We start from the raw sequence: 16,462 nt of genomic DNA, 5'->3' as shown, positions 1-16,462 counted from the left end.
CCGCGCCCTTGACCCACTTGTCCACCGCAAAGCGCCGGGCCGGCCATGGTGCCAGGCCACGTTCGAAGTCTTGCACACAATCTGTGAGGCCCGGTGGGAGAACCCCCGCCGGCTGCGAGTCCCGGCGGCAGCTCGGGCGCTGACGAGAGGCTGATCCGCACATGAAAGTCGTCGTCGTCGAGTCGCCGGCCAAGGCCAAGACGATCAACAAGTATCTCGGCCGCGACTACGAGGTGCTCGCCTCGTTCGGCCATATCCGCGACCTTCCCGCCAAGGACGGCTCCGTCGACCCGGAGGCGGATTTCCGCATGCTGTGGGAGCTCGACGACCGCGGCTCGAAGCGCGTCTCGGAGATCGTCAGGGCGCTCAAGGGCGCCGACGGCCTGATCCTCGCCACCGATCCGGATCGCGAGGGCGAGGCCATCTCCTGGCACGTGGTCGAGGCCCTCAACGCCCGCAAGGCGATCAAGGGCATGCCGATCGAGCGCGTGACCTTCAACGCCATCACCAAGGCGGCGGTGGACACCGCCATGCGCAACCCGCGCCAGATCGACCAGGCCCTGGTGGACGCCTATCTGGCGCGCCGGGCGCTGGACTATCTCGTCGGCTTCAACCTTTCGCCGGTCCTGTGGCGCAAGCTGCCGGGCGCCCGTTCGGCCGGCCGCGTACAGTCCGTGGCGCTTCGCCTCGTCTGCGAGCGCGAGCGCGAGATCGAGACGTTCAAGCCCCGCGAATACTGGTCGCTGGTGGCGACCCTGGTGACCCAGGACGGCGCCGTGTTCGAGGCGCGTCTCGTGGGTGCCGACGGCAAGCGCATCCAGCGTCTCGACGTCGGCAACGGCGAGGACGCCGCCGCGTTCAAGCGCGACCTCGAACTGGCCACGTTCCAGGTCGGCAGCGTCGAGGCGAAGCCCGCCAAGCGTCACCCCGCCCCGCCCTTCACGACCTCGACCCTGCAGCAGGAGGCCTCGCGCAAGCTCGGGATGGCGCCGGCCCAGACCATGCGGGCGGCGCAGAAACTCTACGAGGGCGTCGAGATCGGCGGCGAGACCGTGGGCCTCATCACCTACATGCGGACCGACGGCGTCGACATGGCGCCCGAAGCCATCGCCGACGCACGCAGCGTCATCGGCAAGGAATACGGCGAGCGCTACCTTCCCAACGTCCCGCGCCGCTACAGCGTCAAGGCGAAGAACGCGCAGGAGGCCCACGAGGCGGTGCGCCCCACGGATATGAGCCGGCTACCGAAATCCGTAGCCCGCTATGTGGATGCGGAGCAGGCCAAGCTCTACGAGTTGATCTGGACCCGCACGGTGGCGAGCCAGATGGAATCGGCCGAGCTCGAACGCACCACCGTCGACATCGTCGCCTCCGTCGGCCCGCGCAGGATCGAGTTGCGCGCCACAGGCCAGGTGGTGAAGTTCGACGGCTTCCTCACCCTCTACCAGGAGGGCAAGGACGACGAGGAAGACGAGGACGGCAAGCGCCTGCCGCCGATGAAGGCCGGCGACGCGCTCAAGCGCGAGCGCATCGTCTCGACCCAGCACTTCACCGAGCCGCCGCCGCGCTTTTCCGAGGCCAGCCTCGTGAAGCGGATGGAGGAACTCGGCATCGGCCGGCCCTCGACCTATGCCGCCGTGCTGCAGACCCTGCGTGACCGCGAATACGTGAAGATCGAGAAGAAGCGCCTGGTGGCCGAGGACAAGGGCCGCCTCGTCACCGGCTTCCTGGAGAGCTTCTTCAAGCGCTACGTCGAGTACGATTTCACCGCCGACCTCGAGACCCAGCTCGACCGGGTTTCGAATGCCGAGATCGACTGGCGCGAGGTGCTGCGCGATTTCTGGCGGGACTTCTCGGCCGCGATCTCCGGCACCAAGGAATTGCGCGTCACCGAGGTTCTCGACGCCCTCAACGACCTGCTGGGCGCCCACATCTTCCCCGAGAAGGCGGACGGCTCGAACCCGCGCACCTGCCCGACCTGCGGCAGCGGTCAGCTCTCGCTGAAGCTCGGCAAGTTCGGTGCCTTCGTCGGCTGCTCGAACTACCCCGAATGCAAGTACACCCGCCAGCTCGCGGCCAACGCCGTGGAGGGCGAGGGTGACGGCACCTCCGGCGGCGGCCAGCCCGGCACGCGGGTGCTCGGCGACGATCCGGTCACCGGCCTGCCCGTCACCCTGCGCGACGGGCGCTTCGGTCCCTTCGTGCAGCTCGGCGAGGCCTCCACCGAGAAGGAGGCGCCGAAGCCCAAGCGCTCGTCCCTGCCGAAGGGATTGAGCCCCTCCGACGTCGATCTGGAGAAGGCGCTGCGTCTCCTCGCCCTCCCCCGCGAGGTCGCCAGGCACCCCGAGACCGGCGAGCCGATCCTGGCCAATCTCGGCCGGTTCGGTCCCTACGTGCAGCACGGGAAGATGTACGCCAATCTCGGCCGCGACGACGACGTGCTGGAGATCGGCGCCAACCGCGCCATCGACCTCATCGTCGCCAAGGAGCAGGGCGGCGGACGCCGCGGCCCGGCCTCCGATCCCGGCCGGTCCCTCGGAAACCATCCCGAGACCGGCAAGGCCATCGTGGTGAAGTCGGGCAAGTACGGCCCCTACGTCACCGACGGCACCACCAACGCGACGCTGCCCAAGACCCTGGCCGCCGAGGACATCGCCCTGCCCCAGGCCCTCGAACTGATCGCCGCCCGCGAGGCGGCGGGCGGCGGCAAGAAGAAGGCCCCGGCCCGCAAGACCGCGTCGAAGACGACTGCCAAGGCGGGGACGGCGAAGGCTCCCGCCAAGAAGACGGCGACCAAGGCGACGGCGGCCAAGGAACCGGCCGGAACGGCCGCGAAGGGCACGGCTGCCGCTGTCAAGGCGAGTGCTGCCAAGAGCACCGCAGCGAAGAAGCCGGCCACGCGCAAGAAGGCCTGATCCGCCGGCCCGTCTCTCCGCCCCTGCGGTCGAGACCAGTCCAACGACGGTAGACATTCCGTCTCCCCGCATACGGGGAGAGGACCGAAGGCACCTCCCCGTGCCTTCGGTGAAGGCAGGCCATGGCCGGAGCGACGGTGAGGGGGGGGCAGATGGAGGCTCGTCCTGAACCGCCCCCCACCCTCGGGCCGCCGCCGCGCCGCGCCGACGACGGGGTCGCCGCGGCAAGCTCTCCGCAGGCGTGGAGAGGAGATGCGCTCAACCGCCACGTCTCCGCGACAACCCTGCGCACGAGGAGGCCCCAATCCACTCTTGCGTCCGGCCGCCGGTCTGACGGACCATTGCCGAATTGTCCTTCCCGGACCGAGGCATTCGCCCTATGCTGATCCTGCTCTCCATATGTCTCGCGGCGCAGCCCTCCCATTGTAAGGAAGACAGGATCTCCCTGTCCTACGAGGCAACGAACCCGTTCATTTGCCTGCGCACCGCGCAGAGCGCACTCGCCACCTGGCAGGAGAGCCACCCCGAATGGCACGTGACGCGGTGGCGTTGCGCGGCGCGGGAGAGTCTGCCGAAAGACTTGTGACCCCGCCCCGTCCGTGAAGGGTCTGGACGCCGGGGCGGATTGCGCTATCGCTCGCCATCGAGGGAACGGCGAGACACGGGCGGCCATACGCGATGCGCTCTCTGAAAGTCCGGTTCGCGCTGCTGCTCGGCGGCGCTGCCTTCCTGGTGATCCTGGCAGCACTCGGGGTGCTCGGCTCCATCGGCGCGGCCGAGCGCACCATCGACCGGACGCTCGCGGCGCAGGCACGGCTCGAACTCCTGGTGGAACTGTCCGGCCGCATGACCCAGTACGGCCTCGCCGCGCTGGAGACCGTCAGCAACCCCGATGCCCAGCCCGAGGGTCTCGCCATCGCCCGCACCAATGTCGACCGGGCGCTCGTCGCCGTGGACGAGGCGCTGGGCAAGAGCATCGCCGTCAGCGACGATCCCCTCGACCGGATGCAGTACGCCGCGCGCACGCGGCCGCTGGCCCAGCTCCGCTCGGCCCGCGCCATCCTCGACCGGCAGGTCTCCCAGGTCCTGCGCCAATCCGAGGAGGACCAGCGGCGCAACTCCATCCGCGGCGCCCTGAACGGATTCGGCGCCATGACCGGCCAGCCGCTCTCCTTCCTCATCGAGGTGGAGCGCCGCTCGATGATCGCGGGATCGGACGAGGCGCGCCAGCTGTCCTCGACCCTGCGGATCGCGTCGCTCGCCGCCGTCGTCCTGGCGCTGGCCCTGGTCTTCGTCCTGTACCGGGCGGTGACCCGGCCGACCCTGGCGCGGATCGAGGCGGTGCGGCGGGCAGCGGGGGCCGTCGGGCGCGGTGAGCTCGACACGCGGCTCTCGGTGGCGACGCGGGACGAACTCGGCCTGCTGGTGGCGAACTTCAACCGCATGGCCGCGCGCCTCGCCCGGCGTGAAGGGCGGCTCGCCGCCGACCGCGCCGCCCTCGAGGACACGGTGGAGGCGAGGACCACTGACCTGCGCGCCGCCAACGAGCGCCTGGAGGCGGTGGACCGCTCGCGTCGGCGCTTCTTCGCCGATGTCAGCCACGAATTGCGCACGCCGCTCACCGTGATCCTTGGCGAATGCGACATCGCCGCCCGCTCGGCCGGCCGGCCGGGGGTCGATTACGCCCCGGTCTTTGCCACCATCCGCAAACGGGCCCTGCGGCTCCAGCGCCGCGTCGAGGATCTGCTGCGGGTCGCCCGCTCCGAATCCGGCCAGATCGAGCTCGACCGGCGTGCTGCCAGCGCCGTGGCCATCCTCACCGACGCCGTGGACAGCGCCGCCTCCGAGGCGGCGCGCCGGCGGGTGAGCCTCACCCTCGACCCCGCCCCCCGTGACGCGACCCTTCTCGCCGACCGGGAATGGCTGCGGCAGGTGGTGGAGAGCCTGATCGACAACGCCCTGCGGCACGCCACGGGGCTGACCAGGGTCGTGGTCGCCCTTCGCCTCGACGACGGGCGATCGGCCGCGATCACCATCACCGATGACGGGCCGGGCTTTCCCGATGCCGCCGGAGACCTGTTCGAGCGCTTCCGGCGCGAGGGCGGTTCGGGTGAAACCGGCTTCGGCATCGGCCTGGCACTGGCGCGCTGGGTCACGGAGCGGCATGATGGCACGATCGGCCTCGGGACGGGCGCGGACGGCAGGGGGGCATGCGTGACCCTGATCCTGCCCGTCCTCGACCTCGTTTCCGGGGACCAGGACGAGACCAAGCGGAAGGAAGGCGTCGCATGACGCGAGTGCTCATCGTCGAGGACGACAGCGACATCCAGGCCATGCTGGCCCGGGGCCTCGAAGCGGAAGGATTTTCGGTGGGGGTGGCCGGTTGCGTCGACGACGCGCTGACGTCCGCCCGCGAGGACGCGCCCGGTGCCGTCGTCCTCGACATCACCCTGCCCGACGGGTCCGGCCACGACGTCTGCCGCTCCCTGCGCGAGGGCGGCTATCCCGGCCCGATCCTGTTCCTCTCCGCCCGCGACGAAGTCCGCGACCGGGCCGAAGGGCTGGCGCTCGGGGCCGACGACTACATCGTGAAGCCCTTCGTCTTCGACGAGCTACTGGCCCGCCTGCAGACGCATCTCCTGCGCCGCAAGGAATCGGACCAGCCGCGCACCATCGTCACCGCCGGCAAGCTCGTCCTCGATCTCAACATCCGGCAGGTCTCCCTGGGGGATGCGACGGCGCGCCTCACGCCCCGCGAATCGGAGCTGCTCGCCCTGCTGATGGACAAGGCCAACCAGCCGGTGTCCCGCGGCGACATCTTCGACAAGCTCTGGGCCGGCCAGGGTGGCCTGTCGCTGAATGTGGTCGACGTCTACGTGGGTTACCTGCGCACCAAGCTCTCGGATTTCGTCCGCTTCGGCGGACCGGTCATCGTCACCGTTCGGGGCCGGGGCTTCATGCTCGACCTGCGCGGACAGGATTTTCGCCATTGAGCATGGTGCGCTTTCTCGCCGCCTCCTGGGATAATCCGGCAATTTATCGCTTGAAGAGTCCGGCGGAATTGTCGATATAGCTCCCGCGACAGAAATGACTGCGCCGTCAGTGTCTTAGGATCTCCTTAATACGAGATCCGGCGGTTGCTGACGTCCAAGAAACATACCGAGGAGAAACACCATGACCTGGGCTGCCCCCGTCGTTTCCGAGATCTGTGTCGGCATGGAAGTCACCAGCTACGAGTCGGCTGAGATCGACACCTTCAACTGAGATATCGTGTCGCGCGTGAGGATCGAGGCCGTGCCGGTTCAGCCATGCATGTCGTGATCCTCGGCTCGGCTGCGGGCGGCGGCCTTCCCCAGTGGAATTGCCGCTGCCCCATCTGCTCCCTCGCCCGCGAGGATTCCTCGAAGGTGCGTCCACGGACCCAGTCGAGCATCGCCGTGTCGCCCGATGGCGAGCGGTGGCTCCTGGTGAACGCCTCCCCGGACATCCGACAGCAACTCTTCGACAATCCGGCGATGCATCCGCAGGAAGGCCTGCGCCACTCGCCGATCCATGCCGTGCTGCTCACCAACGGCGACGTCGATCACGTGGCGGGGCTGCTGACCCTGCGCGAGGGCCAGCCCTACACGCTCTACGCCACCTCCGGCATCCTCGATTCCGTCAATGCCAACCGCGTCTTCGACGTAATGGCGGCCGACGTGGTGAAGCGCGAGAAGATCGCCCTCGACCATACGTTCGAACCGGTCCCCGGGCTCACCGTCACGCTGTTCTCGGTGCCCGGCAAGGTGCCGCTCTGGCTCGAGGACGAGACCATGGAGATCGGTGCCGAGACCGAGACCACGGTGGGCGCGATGATCGAGGCCGGTGGGCGCCGCCTCGCCTACATCCCCGGCTGCGCCCGCGTGACGGATGGACTGAAGCAGCGCATCTCGGGGGTCGATGCGCTTCTGTTCGATGGAACGGTGCTCCTCGACGACGACATGATCCGTGCCGGGGTCGGCGTGAAGACCGGATGGCGGATGGGGCATGTTCCCATGACCGGCGACGGCGGATCGATCGCGGCCCTCTCCGACGTGGAGATCGGTCGCCGGATCTTCGTCCATATCAACAACACCAACCCGGTCCTGGTGGAAGAGTCCGACGAACGCCGATCGGTGGAGGCGGAGGGCTGGACCGTCGCCCATGACGGGTTGACCCTGGCGCTCTAGATCGCCGTCCGGCTGGCATTTTAATGCCGCCATCTTATATTGTGTCCAATAGGATTGTGCGATTCAGGTCCGTGGCCTTCACGGAGATCGTCGCCATCTATAAGAAAAGTTCTTCTCGCCGCCCTTCGTCGAAACGCCGAGCCACGCCATGACCGCGCCTTTCCCAACGCCCAAGACCGACGAGTCCCAGCGCCTGCTCAGCCCCGAGGAACTCGAGGCGGCGCTGCGCGACATCGGCGCGCGGCGCTACCACAACCTGCATCCGTTCCACCGCCTGCTGCACGACGGTAAGCTGAACAAGGATCAGATCCGGGCCTGGGCGCTCAACCGCTACTATTACCAGGCCATGATCCCGGTGAAGGACGCCGCCGTCCTCGCCCGGATGGAGGATGCGAGCCTGCGACGGGTCTGGCGCCAGCGCATCGTCGACCATGACGGCGACGCGCCCGGAGACGGCGGCATCGAGCGTTGGCTGAAGCTCGCCGAGGGGGTCGGTTTCCGACGCGACTACGTGGAGTCGACACAAGGGATCCTGTCGGCGACGCGCTTCTCGGTGGATGCCTATGTGCATTTCGTGAAGGAGCGCTCGCTTCTGGAGGCCATCGCCTCCTCGCTCACCGAGATGTTCTCGCCGACGATCATCTCCGAGCGCGTGGCCGGGATGCTGAAGAACTACGACTTCATCACCAAGGACACGCTGGCCTATTTCGACAAGCGCCTGACCCAGGCCCCGCGCGACGCCGAATTCGCCATCGACTACGTCAAGCAGCACGCCACCACGCCGGAGCTTCAACGGCAGGCCATGGCCGCGCTGACCTTCAAGTGCAACGTGCTCTGGACGCAGCTCGACGCCTTGTATTTCTCCTATGTGGCGCCCGGCATGACCCCGCCGGATGCCTGGGTTCCGGGAACCGGCCTCGTGGCCGAGGTGGCGCAGGCGGCCGGCACCGGCACGGTCCGGTCGGCTGACGTGCCGCGCTTGCCCCGCGGCGTGCGCCTGCGCCACGACGAGGTCCGTGGCCAGCATGTGCTGCTGGCGCCCGAGCGCACCTTCGACCTCGACGCCAACGCCGTGGCGGTCCTGTCGCTGGTCGACGGCCAGCGCAGCGTGCGCGACATCGCGGTGAAACTCGCGGAGACCTTCGCGGCCGACCCGGACGTAATCGAGGCCGACGTCCTGGCCATGCTCAACGACCTCGCCACCAAACGGGTTCTGGAGCGATGAACGCCATCACGCCGAATACCCCCTCCCTGCCGGCTCCGGTCGGGCTCCTCGCGGAGCTGACCCACCGCTGCCCCCTGCGCTGTCCCTATTGCTCGAACCCGCTCGAACTCGATCGGCGCTCGGGCGAGCTCGACACGGCGACATGGCAGCGGGTGCTGACGGAGGCGGCGGGCCTCGGCGTGCTGCATGTCCACCTCTCCGGCGGCGAGCCCACGGCCCGCAACGACATCGTCGAGATCACCCAGACCTGCGCCAGGTTGGGCCTGTATTCCAACCTCATCACCTCGGGCGTCGGCGGTGCGCTGGCCAAGCTCGATGCCCTCTACGATGCCGGGCTCGACCACGTGCAGCTCTCGGTGCAAGGCGTCGACGCGGCCAATGCGGAAAAAATCGGCGGCCTGAAGAACGCTCAGCCGCAGAAATTCGCCTTCGCCGAGCGGGTGACGCAGCTCGGCTTGCCGTTGACCCTGAATTCCGTGATCCACCGGGGCAACATCCACGAGGTCGAGGGCTTCATCGACCTCGCCGTCAAGCTCGGCGCCAAGCGCCTGGAAGTCGCCCACACGCAGTATTACGGCTGGGCCTACGTGAACCGCGCCGCCCTGATGCCGGACAAGGCCCAGGTCGATCAGTCGATCCGCATCGTCGAGGCGGCGCGCGAACGGCTCAAGGGCCAGCTCGTCATCGATCTCGTGGTGCCCGACTACTATGCGAAATACCCCAAGGCCTGCGCCGGCGGCTGGGGCCGCAAGCTGATGAACGTCACGCCGGCCGGCAAGGTGCTGCCCTGCCACGCTGCCGAGACCATCAAGCATCTCGAATTCTGGTACGTCTCCGACCATTCGCTCGCCGACATCTGGGCGAACTCCCCGGCCTTCACCGCCTATCGCGGCACGGACTGGATGAAGGAGCCGTGCCGCTCCTGCGACCGGCGCGAGAAGGATTGGGGCGGCTGCCGCTGCCAGGCGCTGGCTCTGGCGGGTGATGCCGCCGCCACCGACCCGGCCTGCTCGCTCTCCCCGCTCCATTCGAAGGTGCGGGAACTCGCCAAGGAAGAGGCGGCCGAGACGCCGCCCGACTATGTCTACCGGACGATCGGCAGCAACGTGGACCGCGCTGCGCCGCCGCCCCTGAAAGAGGATGCTCCCCTGTGAAGCCCGTTCTCGTCGCGTTCGCCCTGTCGCTTGCCGGCCTGCCCGTCCTGGCGCAGGGCACGCCCCCGACCGACGCCCCCGCCGTGACCAAGGCCAACACCGCCGCCCCGCCCAACGCCTCGGACCTGCTGTTCGAAGAGCCGCAGATGAAGAACGTGGCGCCGGGCTCGACCCTGACCTATTCCTATCTCCGGCGCAGCGGCATCTCCAAGGGTCCGTTCGGCCCGACCATGGACGACCAGATCAAGCTCACCATCGAGCCGGGCGGGGCGCCGGAGAACCGGACGATCCGCGTGCAGATGTTCTCGGGCGCGAACCGCTTCCCGGCCGGCCCGTTCAACGACATGCCCGGCAACCCGGTGATGACGCTCTTCCTCGAACATCACCTCATCGACCTCGCCAAGGTGCTGTCGGCCAACCCGCGCTACATCAAGAACGGCATCCGCAAGGCCCTGCGCGACAACGCGACCGTGACCGCGACGACGGCCACCGTGAAGGGGCAGACCGTGGATGCCTGGCGGGTGGAGGTGCAGCCCTTCGTCGACGACAAGATGAAGGACCGCATGCGCGGTCTCGAAAACCTGAAATATACCTTCGTGACGTCGCCCGCCGTGCCCGGCGAGCTGCTCTCCATTGAGGCGCAGTCGAAGACGGCGGATGGCGGCGAACTTCTCCAGGAGAACCTGACCTATGATCCGAACGCTGGCTAAAGGCGGCCTCGTCGCCCTCATGCTCGGCCTTGCCGGTGCTCCCGCCCATGCGGTCGACGGCGAGAACGACTACCCCACCGAGGCGCGGGCGGATTACGTGTTCGGATGCATGGCGGCCAACGGGCAGTCGCGGGAATCGCTCTCGCGCTGCTCCTGCTCCATCGACGCCCTCGCCTCGATCCTCACCTACGACAAATATGTTCAGGCGAGCACCGTCCTGTCCATGCGCCAGGGCATCGGCGCCCGCTCGAACGAGTTCCGCTCGACCAAGGTGTTCGACGACAAGGTCGCCGATCTCCGTCGCGCACAGGCCGAGGCCGAGATACGCTGCTATCGCGGCGGGGTGTGACCGGCAGGATCCACCTCCGATACGGCGATCCCACCCATTCACTTCATCCCGAGGCGCTACGAAGCGGCCTCGAAGGAGCCCTCCAACGCTCGCGGTGCGATCTGGAGGGCTCCTTCGAGGCCTTCGCTTTGCTTCGGCACCTCACGATGAGGTGGAAGAATGGGATCATCCTAGTCTACAGCATCAAGTTCGATCCCTCGTCGAAGAGCCCCCGTGACGTCCTCTCCCGCCTCTGCCCTGAAAACCCTCCTGCCCGGCCTCGGGATGCGCGTGCTCGTCATGGGCATTCTCAACGTCACCCCGGATTCCTTCTCGGACGGGGGCCGTTTTGAGGATGTCGAAGCGGCACGCTCCCAGGCCGATGCCCTCGTGGCGGAAGGGGCGGCCCTCGTCGACATAGGCGGGGAATCGACGCGGCCGGGCCATACGCCCGTGTCGGCGGAGGAGGAGCAGGCCCGCATCCTGCCCGTCATCCGGGATCTCGCCCCGCGCCTCGCCGTCCCGATCTCGGTAGACACCTACAAGGCCTCCACCGCCGCTGCGGCGCTGGCCGCGGGCGCGCGCATCGTCAACGACGTCTGGGGCCTGCAACGTGAGCCCGACATCGCGCGCGTGGCCGCCGCCCATGGTGCGCCGGTCATGGTGATGCACAATCGCGAGACCATCGATCCCGCCATCGACATCGTCGCCGACATGCTGCGCTTCTTCGAGCGTTCCCTCGAAATCGCCCGCCGCGCCGGCATCCCGGACGCCGACATCGTGCTCGATCCCGGCATTGGGTTCGGCAAGAGCTGGGCCCAGCATCTCGAAGCCCTGCGGCGCCTGCCCGAACTCAAGGCGCTGGGCTTTCCGATCCTGGTGGGCGTCTCACGCAAATCGATGCTCGGGCGCCTGCACGATGCCGAGACCAAGCCGGTGGATCGCCTCACCGGCTCGCTGTCGAGCCATGTCCTCGCCGCGACCTTGGGAGCCGACATCGTCCGCGTCCACGACGTGGCCCCCCATGTCGACGCCCTGCGCGTGGTCGACGCCGTGATGCGGACAGCCTCATGACCGACCGCATCCTCGTCGAACGCATCGCCGTCTTCGCCTATCACGGCCTCCTCGAGGAGGAAGCGCGGATCGGCCAGCGCTTCTACATCTCGCTCGATTGCCGGACCGACCTGCGGCCGGCAGGCCTGTCGGACGACATGGCGAAGACCGTGAGCTATGCCGACCTCACCGAGATCGTCGTGCGGATCGCCACCACCCGGCGCTTCGCCCTCATCGAGGCGCTGGCCGAGGCCATCGCCGCCGAGATCCTCGACCGGTTCGAGGGCGTGGACAGCATCATCGTGCGCGTCGACAAGCCGAGCGCGCCGGTCCCGGCGGTGATCGACGGCGTCGCCATCTCGATTCTGCGCAGCCGTGCGGGACTCGCGCGATGACGGCCGCCTATCTCGGTCTCGGCAGCAATATCGGCGACAAGGCCGCAACCATCGCCGAGGCGATACGGCGGCTCGAAGCCAGTCCGGGCATCCGCCTCACGGCCCGTTCCAGCGACTACCGCACGCCTCCCTGGGGCGATACGGACCAGGACTGGTTCCTCAACGCGGCGGTCGCCGTCGAGACCGACCTCACCCCGCACGCCCTGCTGGAGACGGGCCTCGCCATCGAGACAGCCATGGGCCGGGTGCGCGAACGGCGCTGGGGACCGCGCATCATCGACATCGACGTGCTCTCATATGAGGGAGCGGCGATCTCCGACGAACGCCTTGTCCTGCCGCATCGTTTCGTGCGCGAGCGCGCCTTCGTCCTCGTTCCCCTCGCCGAGATCGCGCCGGATCTGGTGATCGGTCCCGAGACCGTGAGCCAAGCCCTGTCGAAACTCGACACCGCCGGTATCGTGCGGGACTGAGGTCGGTCGTTCAGGGCCGAAGCTCCACCGGCGTGCCCACATCCACCCGCGCGTAGATGGCTGCCATCTCGTCATTGGCCACGCCGATGCAGCCGCTGGTCCAGTCCCTCAACCGGTGCAAACGGCCGAGCCAGGAAAAGCCGTTCATGATGCCGTGGATCATGATGTCCCCGCCCGGCTCGTAGCCGCCGTCATGGGCGGCCGCCGTGTCGGCTTCGTTCGGGTAGGACACTTTCAGGGAGAGATGCGCGACGCTGAGCGGGTTGCGATAGGCGATGGAATAGAGCCCCTCCGGCGTGCGCCCGTCACCTTCCCGCTGCTTGTGGCCGACGGGGGAGAAGCCGAGGGAGACGGGATACGTCGCCAGGACTCGCCCGTCCCGAAACAGGGTCAGGCGACGGGCGGATTTCTCCACGAGAACGCGGTCGGCGCGGTCGGTCTCGGCGACAAGATCCGGAGCGACGCGGCCAATCTGCGCGCGATCGGCTGCGACGATGCCCACGGCGAGGACGGCGACGAAAGCCGCGACCGCAAGACCGCTCCGCCATCGTCCCATCGCCGCCCTCCCCCGTTGATTCGGGAGGCTCATAGCAAACCCCACCGATCGTGACGACCGGCAAGGCCTGATCTCAGGGCGCCGCCGGCTCGAGGAGCTTGTTGCCTTCGTCCTCCAGCAGCGGAACGTCGTAGTCGCGCAGGACCTTTTCGATATCGGCGCGGCGTTTGCGCAGGATCGTGTTGAGGCTGCGCTTCCAGTCGTTCTCTTCCATCCGCACGCCCATGGCGATGCGGAAGGTGAGAGCGGGACGATCCGGCTCCTGGAGAAGAGGCACGACCTTCATGGCGACGCCGCTCTGCTTGGCGAGCCAACCGGCGGCCGGCCCCCACAGGATCGCCGCGTCGATCTTCTTCTCGGCGAGATCGCCGACGACCTCGGCGGAAACCGTCTGGTATTTGCGCGCGGGATCGAGCTGGTAGGGCGCGTAGGCCTTCATGGAGGAGATGAGGCCGACCTCGCCCATCCGGTTCACAGGCGGCGTGCCGCCGATGACGCCGATGGACTTACCCTTGAGCTTCGGGTCGTCGAGCTTCGTCACGCCCTCGAAATCACCGGCGCGGGTGACCAGGGCGTAGCTGGAGCGATAATAAGGGTTGGTGTGCTGGACGAGTTCTCCGCCCGCGGCCGAACCGATGATCAGGTCGCACAGGCCGGTGCCCAGCGTATTGCGGACGAATCCAGGCCCCTGCGTCAGCCAGTAATAGCGGAGCTTGACCTTCAATTCGTCGGCGACGATCGCCGCGATCTTGTTCTCGAACCCGTCCTCCTTGCGCTGGGAGAACGGCATGTTGCCGGGATCTCCGCAGACGCGCAGGACATCGGTGGTGACGAGATCGGGGAGGGATTGAGAGAGCGCGGGACGCGCCCCTGCCGAGATCAGCAGGAGCGCGCAGAACGCCGTGGAAACGGAGCCAAAGCGAGCCATTAGCCGCCCAGGCACTCCTTCTCGGCCTTCTTGGCCGCTTCCGGCTTCTCTTCCTTGTCGGTCGGACGCACGCGCGGCATCGCGCCGGAGGCGCGGGCCTTCAGGTAAGTGTAGAGGTCGTCGGCGTAGCACATGACGTTCTTGTTATCGCCGAAGGCGGGCATGACGTTGGTGCCGCTCGAGCTGATGTCCTGCTTGCCGCCGGCGATGATGCCGATGAATTCCTCATAAGAGATGCGCTTGAGCGAGTCCTTGAGGGCGGGCGCGTAGGTCGATCCCATGGCGTCGGGGCCGTGGCAGACATGGCACTCGGCGTGATAGCGGCGGTAGCCGGAATAGGCGTACCAGTCGAACTTCTTGCCGTCGTTGGTGATGTGGTAGGTCGGGGCGCCGTCCTTGTCGAAATACTTGCCGTCTTCGACCTTCACCGCCTGATACTTGTCGAGAAGCTTGGCGTCCTTTTCAGCAGAGTTGGGGTCGAGCTGGTTGGCCACTGCAGGATCGGCAGCGGGCTTGGCGTCCTGGGCCTGAACGGCGCCGGCGGAGGCGAATGCGAAAACGAGGGCGGCCACGAGCGGACGGATGGCGGCTTTGCTTTGGTACTGCAACGACGTTTCTCCCAGGAGCAACCGTCGACCCGTTCGGCCGACGTTCGAAGTGTTCTTAATAACGATCTAATCATAAAGGTGCCGGCGCGGAAACCCGCGCCGGCACCCTATCGTCTCAGACTTCGTGCGACCGATTAGTTCGGGAGCGCGAAGACGGTCAGCTGACCACCGAGGTTGGTGTAGTTCGAGAGAGCGGCATAGCCACCCACCGCGCCGAGACCGGCATTCGGGTCGGTCAGGCCGGCCGCGAGGCCGATGCCGGCCCAGCCACCGACACCCGACAGGATGCCGACGAACTGCTTGCCCTTGTGCTGGTAGGTCATCACGTTGCCGATGATGCCCGACGGGGTCTTGAACTTGTACAGTTCCTTACCGGTCTTCGAGTCGACGGCCTTCAGATAGCCCTCGAGCGTGCCGTAGAACACCACGTCACCGGCGGTGGCGAGAGCACCCGACCACACCGAGAACTGCTCCTGGTTCGACCACTTGATCTTACCAGCGACGCCGTCCCAGGCGATGAAGTTACCCATGCCGCCATGGCTGTTGGGGGCGGGGTACATGGCCAGCGTCGCGCCGACATAGGGCTGACCCGGGGTGTAGGACACCCGGAACGGCTCGTAGTCCATGCAGACGTGGTTGGTGGGCACGTAGAACAGGTTGGTCTTCGGCGAGAACGCAGCAGGCTGCTGATCCTTGGTGCCGAGGGCCGCGGGGCAGATACCCTTGGAGTTGGTATCTTCACCGTTCTGCTCGGTGGAGTACTTGGCCTGGACGAGGGGGCGACCGTAGGTCTTGGAGCCCTTGTCCATGTCGACCTTGGAGGCCCAGTTCACCACCGGATCGAACTTCTCGGCGACCAGGAGCTCGCCGGTGGCGCGATCGAGGGTGTAGCCGAAGCCGTTACGATCGAAGTGGGTGAGGAGCGGACGATCCTTGCCGTCAACCTTCTGATCCGTGAGGATCATCTCGTTGATGCCGTCGTAATCCCACTCGTCGTGCGGGGTCATCTGGTAGACCCACTTGGTCATGCCGGTATCGGGGTTACGAGCCCAGATGGTCATGGACCACTTGTTGTCGCCCGGACGCTGCTTGGGGTTCCAGGTCGAGGGGTTGCCCGAGCCGTAGTACATCAGGTCGAGCTTGGGATCGTAGGAGAACCAGCCCCAGGTGCAACCGCCGCCGGTCTTCCACTGGTCGCCTTCCCAGGTCTTGGTCGAGGAGTCCTTGCCGACGGGCTTGCCGAGCGACGTGGTCTTCTCGGGGTCCATGATCAACTGATCATCGGTGCCCACCGAGTAGCCGCGCCACACCTTCTTGCCCGACTTGGCATCGTAGGCGGTGACGTGGCACTGCACGCCGAACTCGCCGCCGGAGATGCCGACGATGATCTTGTCCTTCACGGGCAGGACGGTGGCGGTGTTGGTCTCACCCTTCTTGGGGTCGCCGTTGACGACGGACCAGTTCACCTTGCCGGACTTGGCGTCCAGCGAGACGACCGTGGTGTCGGCCTGGTGCAGGATGATGGCGCCGTCGGCATAGGCCAGACCACGGTTGACCGTGTCACAGCACATCACCGGGATGACGCTCGGGTCCTGCTTGGGCTCGTACTTCCAGACGATCACGCCGTCCTTGTCGAGGTCGAGGGCGCAGACGACGTTCGGGCAGGGGGTGTGGGCGCACATCATGTTGCCGACGACGATGGGCGAAGCCGCGTGGCCGCGCAGGACGCCGGTCGAGAACGACCAGGCCACCTGCCGCTGCGTCACGTTGCTGGCGTTGATCTGGTCGAGCTTCGAGTCGCGCGTGTTGGCGTAATCTACCGTCTGCAGTGCCTGCGGGGCCGGATCGGCCGAGCGCTGCACGACTGCGTCCGGTGGTATGGCTCGGGTCGACCGCCCCACACCACGCCGGA

At 67.3% G+C, this 16,462-nt stretch carries 17 protein-coding genes; 13 read left to right on the top strand and 4 right to left on the bottom strand.

The window, feature by feature from the left end; genetic code table 11:
- The first annotated feature begins 161 nt into the window (after positions 1-161).
- The 13 genes from topA (at position 162) to folK (ending at position 12,458) form a co-directional block, all read left to right on the top strand.
- Positions 162-2,915, top strand: coding sequence for a type I DNA topoisomerase (gene topA / locus MKK51_RS07895; RefSeq protein WP_243976168.1), 2,754 nt, complete (start codon positions 162-164; stop codon positions 2,913-2,915).
- A gap of 379 nt (positions 2,916-3,294) precedes the next feature.
- Entirely contained in the window at positions 3,295-3,501 is a 207-nt protein-coding gene (locus MKK51_RS07890; protein ID WP_243976166.1) for a hypothetical protein, read from the top strand.
- A gap of 92 nt (positions 3,502-3,593) precedes the next feature.
- A complete protein-coding gene (locus MKK51_RS07885; RefSeq protein ID WP_243976164.1) occupies positions 3,594-5,207 on the top strand; it encodes a sensor histidine kinase in 1,614 nt (537 codons plus the stop codon).
- Entirely contained in the window at positions 5,204-5,908 is a 705-nt protein-coding gene (locus MKK51_RS07880; RefSeq protein ID WP_227438101.1) for a response regulator transcription factor, read from the top strand. Before MKK51_RS07885 ends, MKK51_RS07880 begins: the two co-directional genes overlap by 4 nt.
- A 181-nt stretch (positions 5,909-6,089) precedes the next feature.
- Positions 6,090-6,179, top strand: a complete 90-nt coding sequence (gene pqqA / locus MKK51_RS07875) for a pyrroloquinoline quinone precursor peptide PqqA (RefSeq protein WP_018043604.1) — start codon at positions 6,090-6,092, stop codon at positions 6,177-6,179.
- Between the two features lie 44 nt (positions 6,180-6,223).
- Positions 6,224-7,123, top strand: coding sequence for a pyrroloquinoline quinone biosynthesis protein PqqB (gene pqqB, locus MKK51_RS07870; protein WP_243976162.1), 900 nt, complete (start codon positions 6,224-6,226; stop codon positions 7,121-7,123).
- Positions 7,124-7,271: 148 nt separating this feature from the next.
- The gene (gene pqqC / locus MKK51_RS07865; RefSeq protein WP_243976160.1) at positions 7,272-8,348 is read left to right on the top strand and encodes a pyrroloquinoline-quinone synthase PqqC; all 1,077 of its coding nucleotides are present in this window, start codon (positions 7,272-7,274) and stop codon (positions 8,346-8,348) included.
- Positions 8,345-9,502, top strand: a complete 1,158-nt coding sequence (pqqE, locus tag MKK51_RS07860; RefSeq protein WP_243976158.1) for a pyrroloquinoline quinone biosynthesis protein PqqE — start codon at positions 8,345-8,347, stop codon at positions 9,500-9,502. Before pqqC ends, pqqE begins: the two co-directional genes overlap by 4 nt.
- Entirely contained in the window at positions 9,499-10,212 is a 714-nt protein-coding gene (locus MKK51_RS07855; RefSeq protein WP_243976155.1) for a hypothetical protein, read from the top strand. The genes pqqE and MKK51_RS07855 overlap by 4 nt, the downstream gene beginning before the upstream one ends.
- A complete protein-coding gene (locus tag MKK51_RS07850; RefSeq protein WP_243976153.1) occupies positions 10,193-10,561 on the top strand; it encodes a hypothetical protein in 369 nt (122 codons plus the stop codon). The genes MKK51_RS07855 and MKK51_RS07850 overlap by 20 nt, the downstream gene beginning before the upstream one ends.
- A gap of 264 nt (positions 10,562-10,825) precedes the next feature.
- On the top strand, positions 10,826-11,614 hold the full coding sequence (gene folP, locus MKK51_RS07845; protein ID WP_243976365.1) for a dihydropteroate synthase: 789 nt from the start codon (positions 10,826-10,828) through the stop codon (positions 11,612-11,614).
- Positions 11,611-11,988, top strand: coding sequence for a dihydroneopterin aldolase (folB, locus tag MKK51_RS07840; protein WP_243976152.1), 378 nt, complete (start codon positions 11,611-11,613; stop codon positions 11,986-11,988). The genes folP and folB overlap by 4 nt, the downstream gene beginning before the upstream one ends.
- Positions 11,985-12,458 carry a 2-amino-4-hydroxy-6-hydroxymethyldihydropteridine diphosphokinase gene (gene folK / locus MKK51_RS07835; protein ID WP_243976150.1) on the top strand — a complete coding sequence of 158 codons (474 nt, stop codon included), beginning with the start codon at positions 11,985-11,987 and terminating at the stop codon, positions 12,456-12,458. The genes folB and folK overlap by 4 nt, the downstream gene beginning before the upstream one ends.
- A gap of 10 nt (positions 12,459-12,468) precedes the next feature.
- Here folK and MKK51_RS07830 read toward each other — a convergent pair whose 3' ends face one another.
- From MKK51_RS07830 to xoxF5, 4 genes are all read right to left on the bottom strand, one after another.
- The gene (locus MKK51_RS07830) at positions 12,469-13,014 is read right to left on the bottom strand and encodes a murein L,D-transpeptidase family protein (protein ID WP_243976149.1); all 546 of its coding nucleotides are present in this window, start codon (positions 13,012-13,014) and stop codon (positions 12,469-12,471) included.
- A 73-nt stretch (positions 13,015-13,087) separates the two neighbouring features.
- Positions 13,088-13,942 (bottom strand): rare earth element methanol dehydrogenase accessory protein XoxJ, encoded by an 855-nt coding sequence (gene xoxJ, locus MKK51_RS07825; RefSeq protein WP_243976147.1) that lies wholly within the window; start codon positions 13,940-13,942, stop codon positions 13,088-13,090.
- Positions 13,942-14,550, bottom strand: a complete 609-nt coding sequence (locus MKK51_RS07820) for a c-type cytochrome, methanol metabolism-related (RefSeq protein ID WP_279601027.1) — start codon at positions 14,548-14,550, stop codon at positions 13,942-13,944. Before MKK51_RS07820 ends, xoxJ begins: the two co-directional genes overlap by 1 nt.
- A gap of 134 nt (positions 14,551-14,684) precedes the next feature.
- Positions 14,685-16,451 carry a lanthanide-dependent methanol dehydrogenase XoxF5 gene (gene xoxF5, locus MKK51_RS07815; RefSeq protein ID WP_243976363.1) on the bottom strand — a complete coding sequence of 589 codons (1,767 nt, stop codon included), beginning with the start codon at positions 16,449-16,451 and terminating at the stop codon, positions 14,685-14,687.
- Positions 16,452-16,462: the final 11 nt, after the last annotated feature.

The organism is Methylobacterium sp. E-045 (assembly GCF_022829685.1).
Taxonomy (GTDB): domain Bacteria; phylum Pseudomonadota; class Alphaproteobacteria; order Rhizobiales; family Beijerinckiaceae; genus Methylobacterium.
This window is presented reverse-complemented; position numbering and strand designations above follow the sequence as displayed.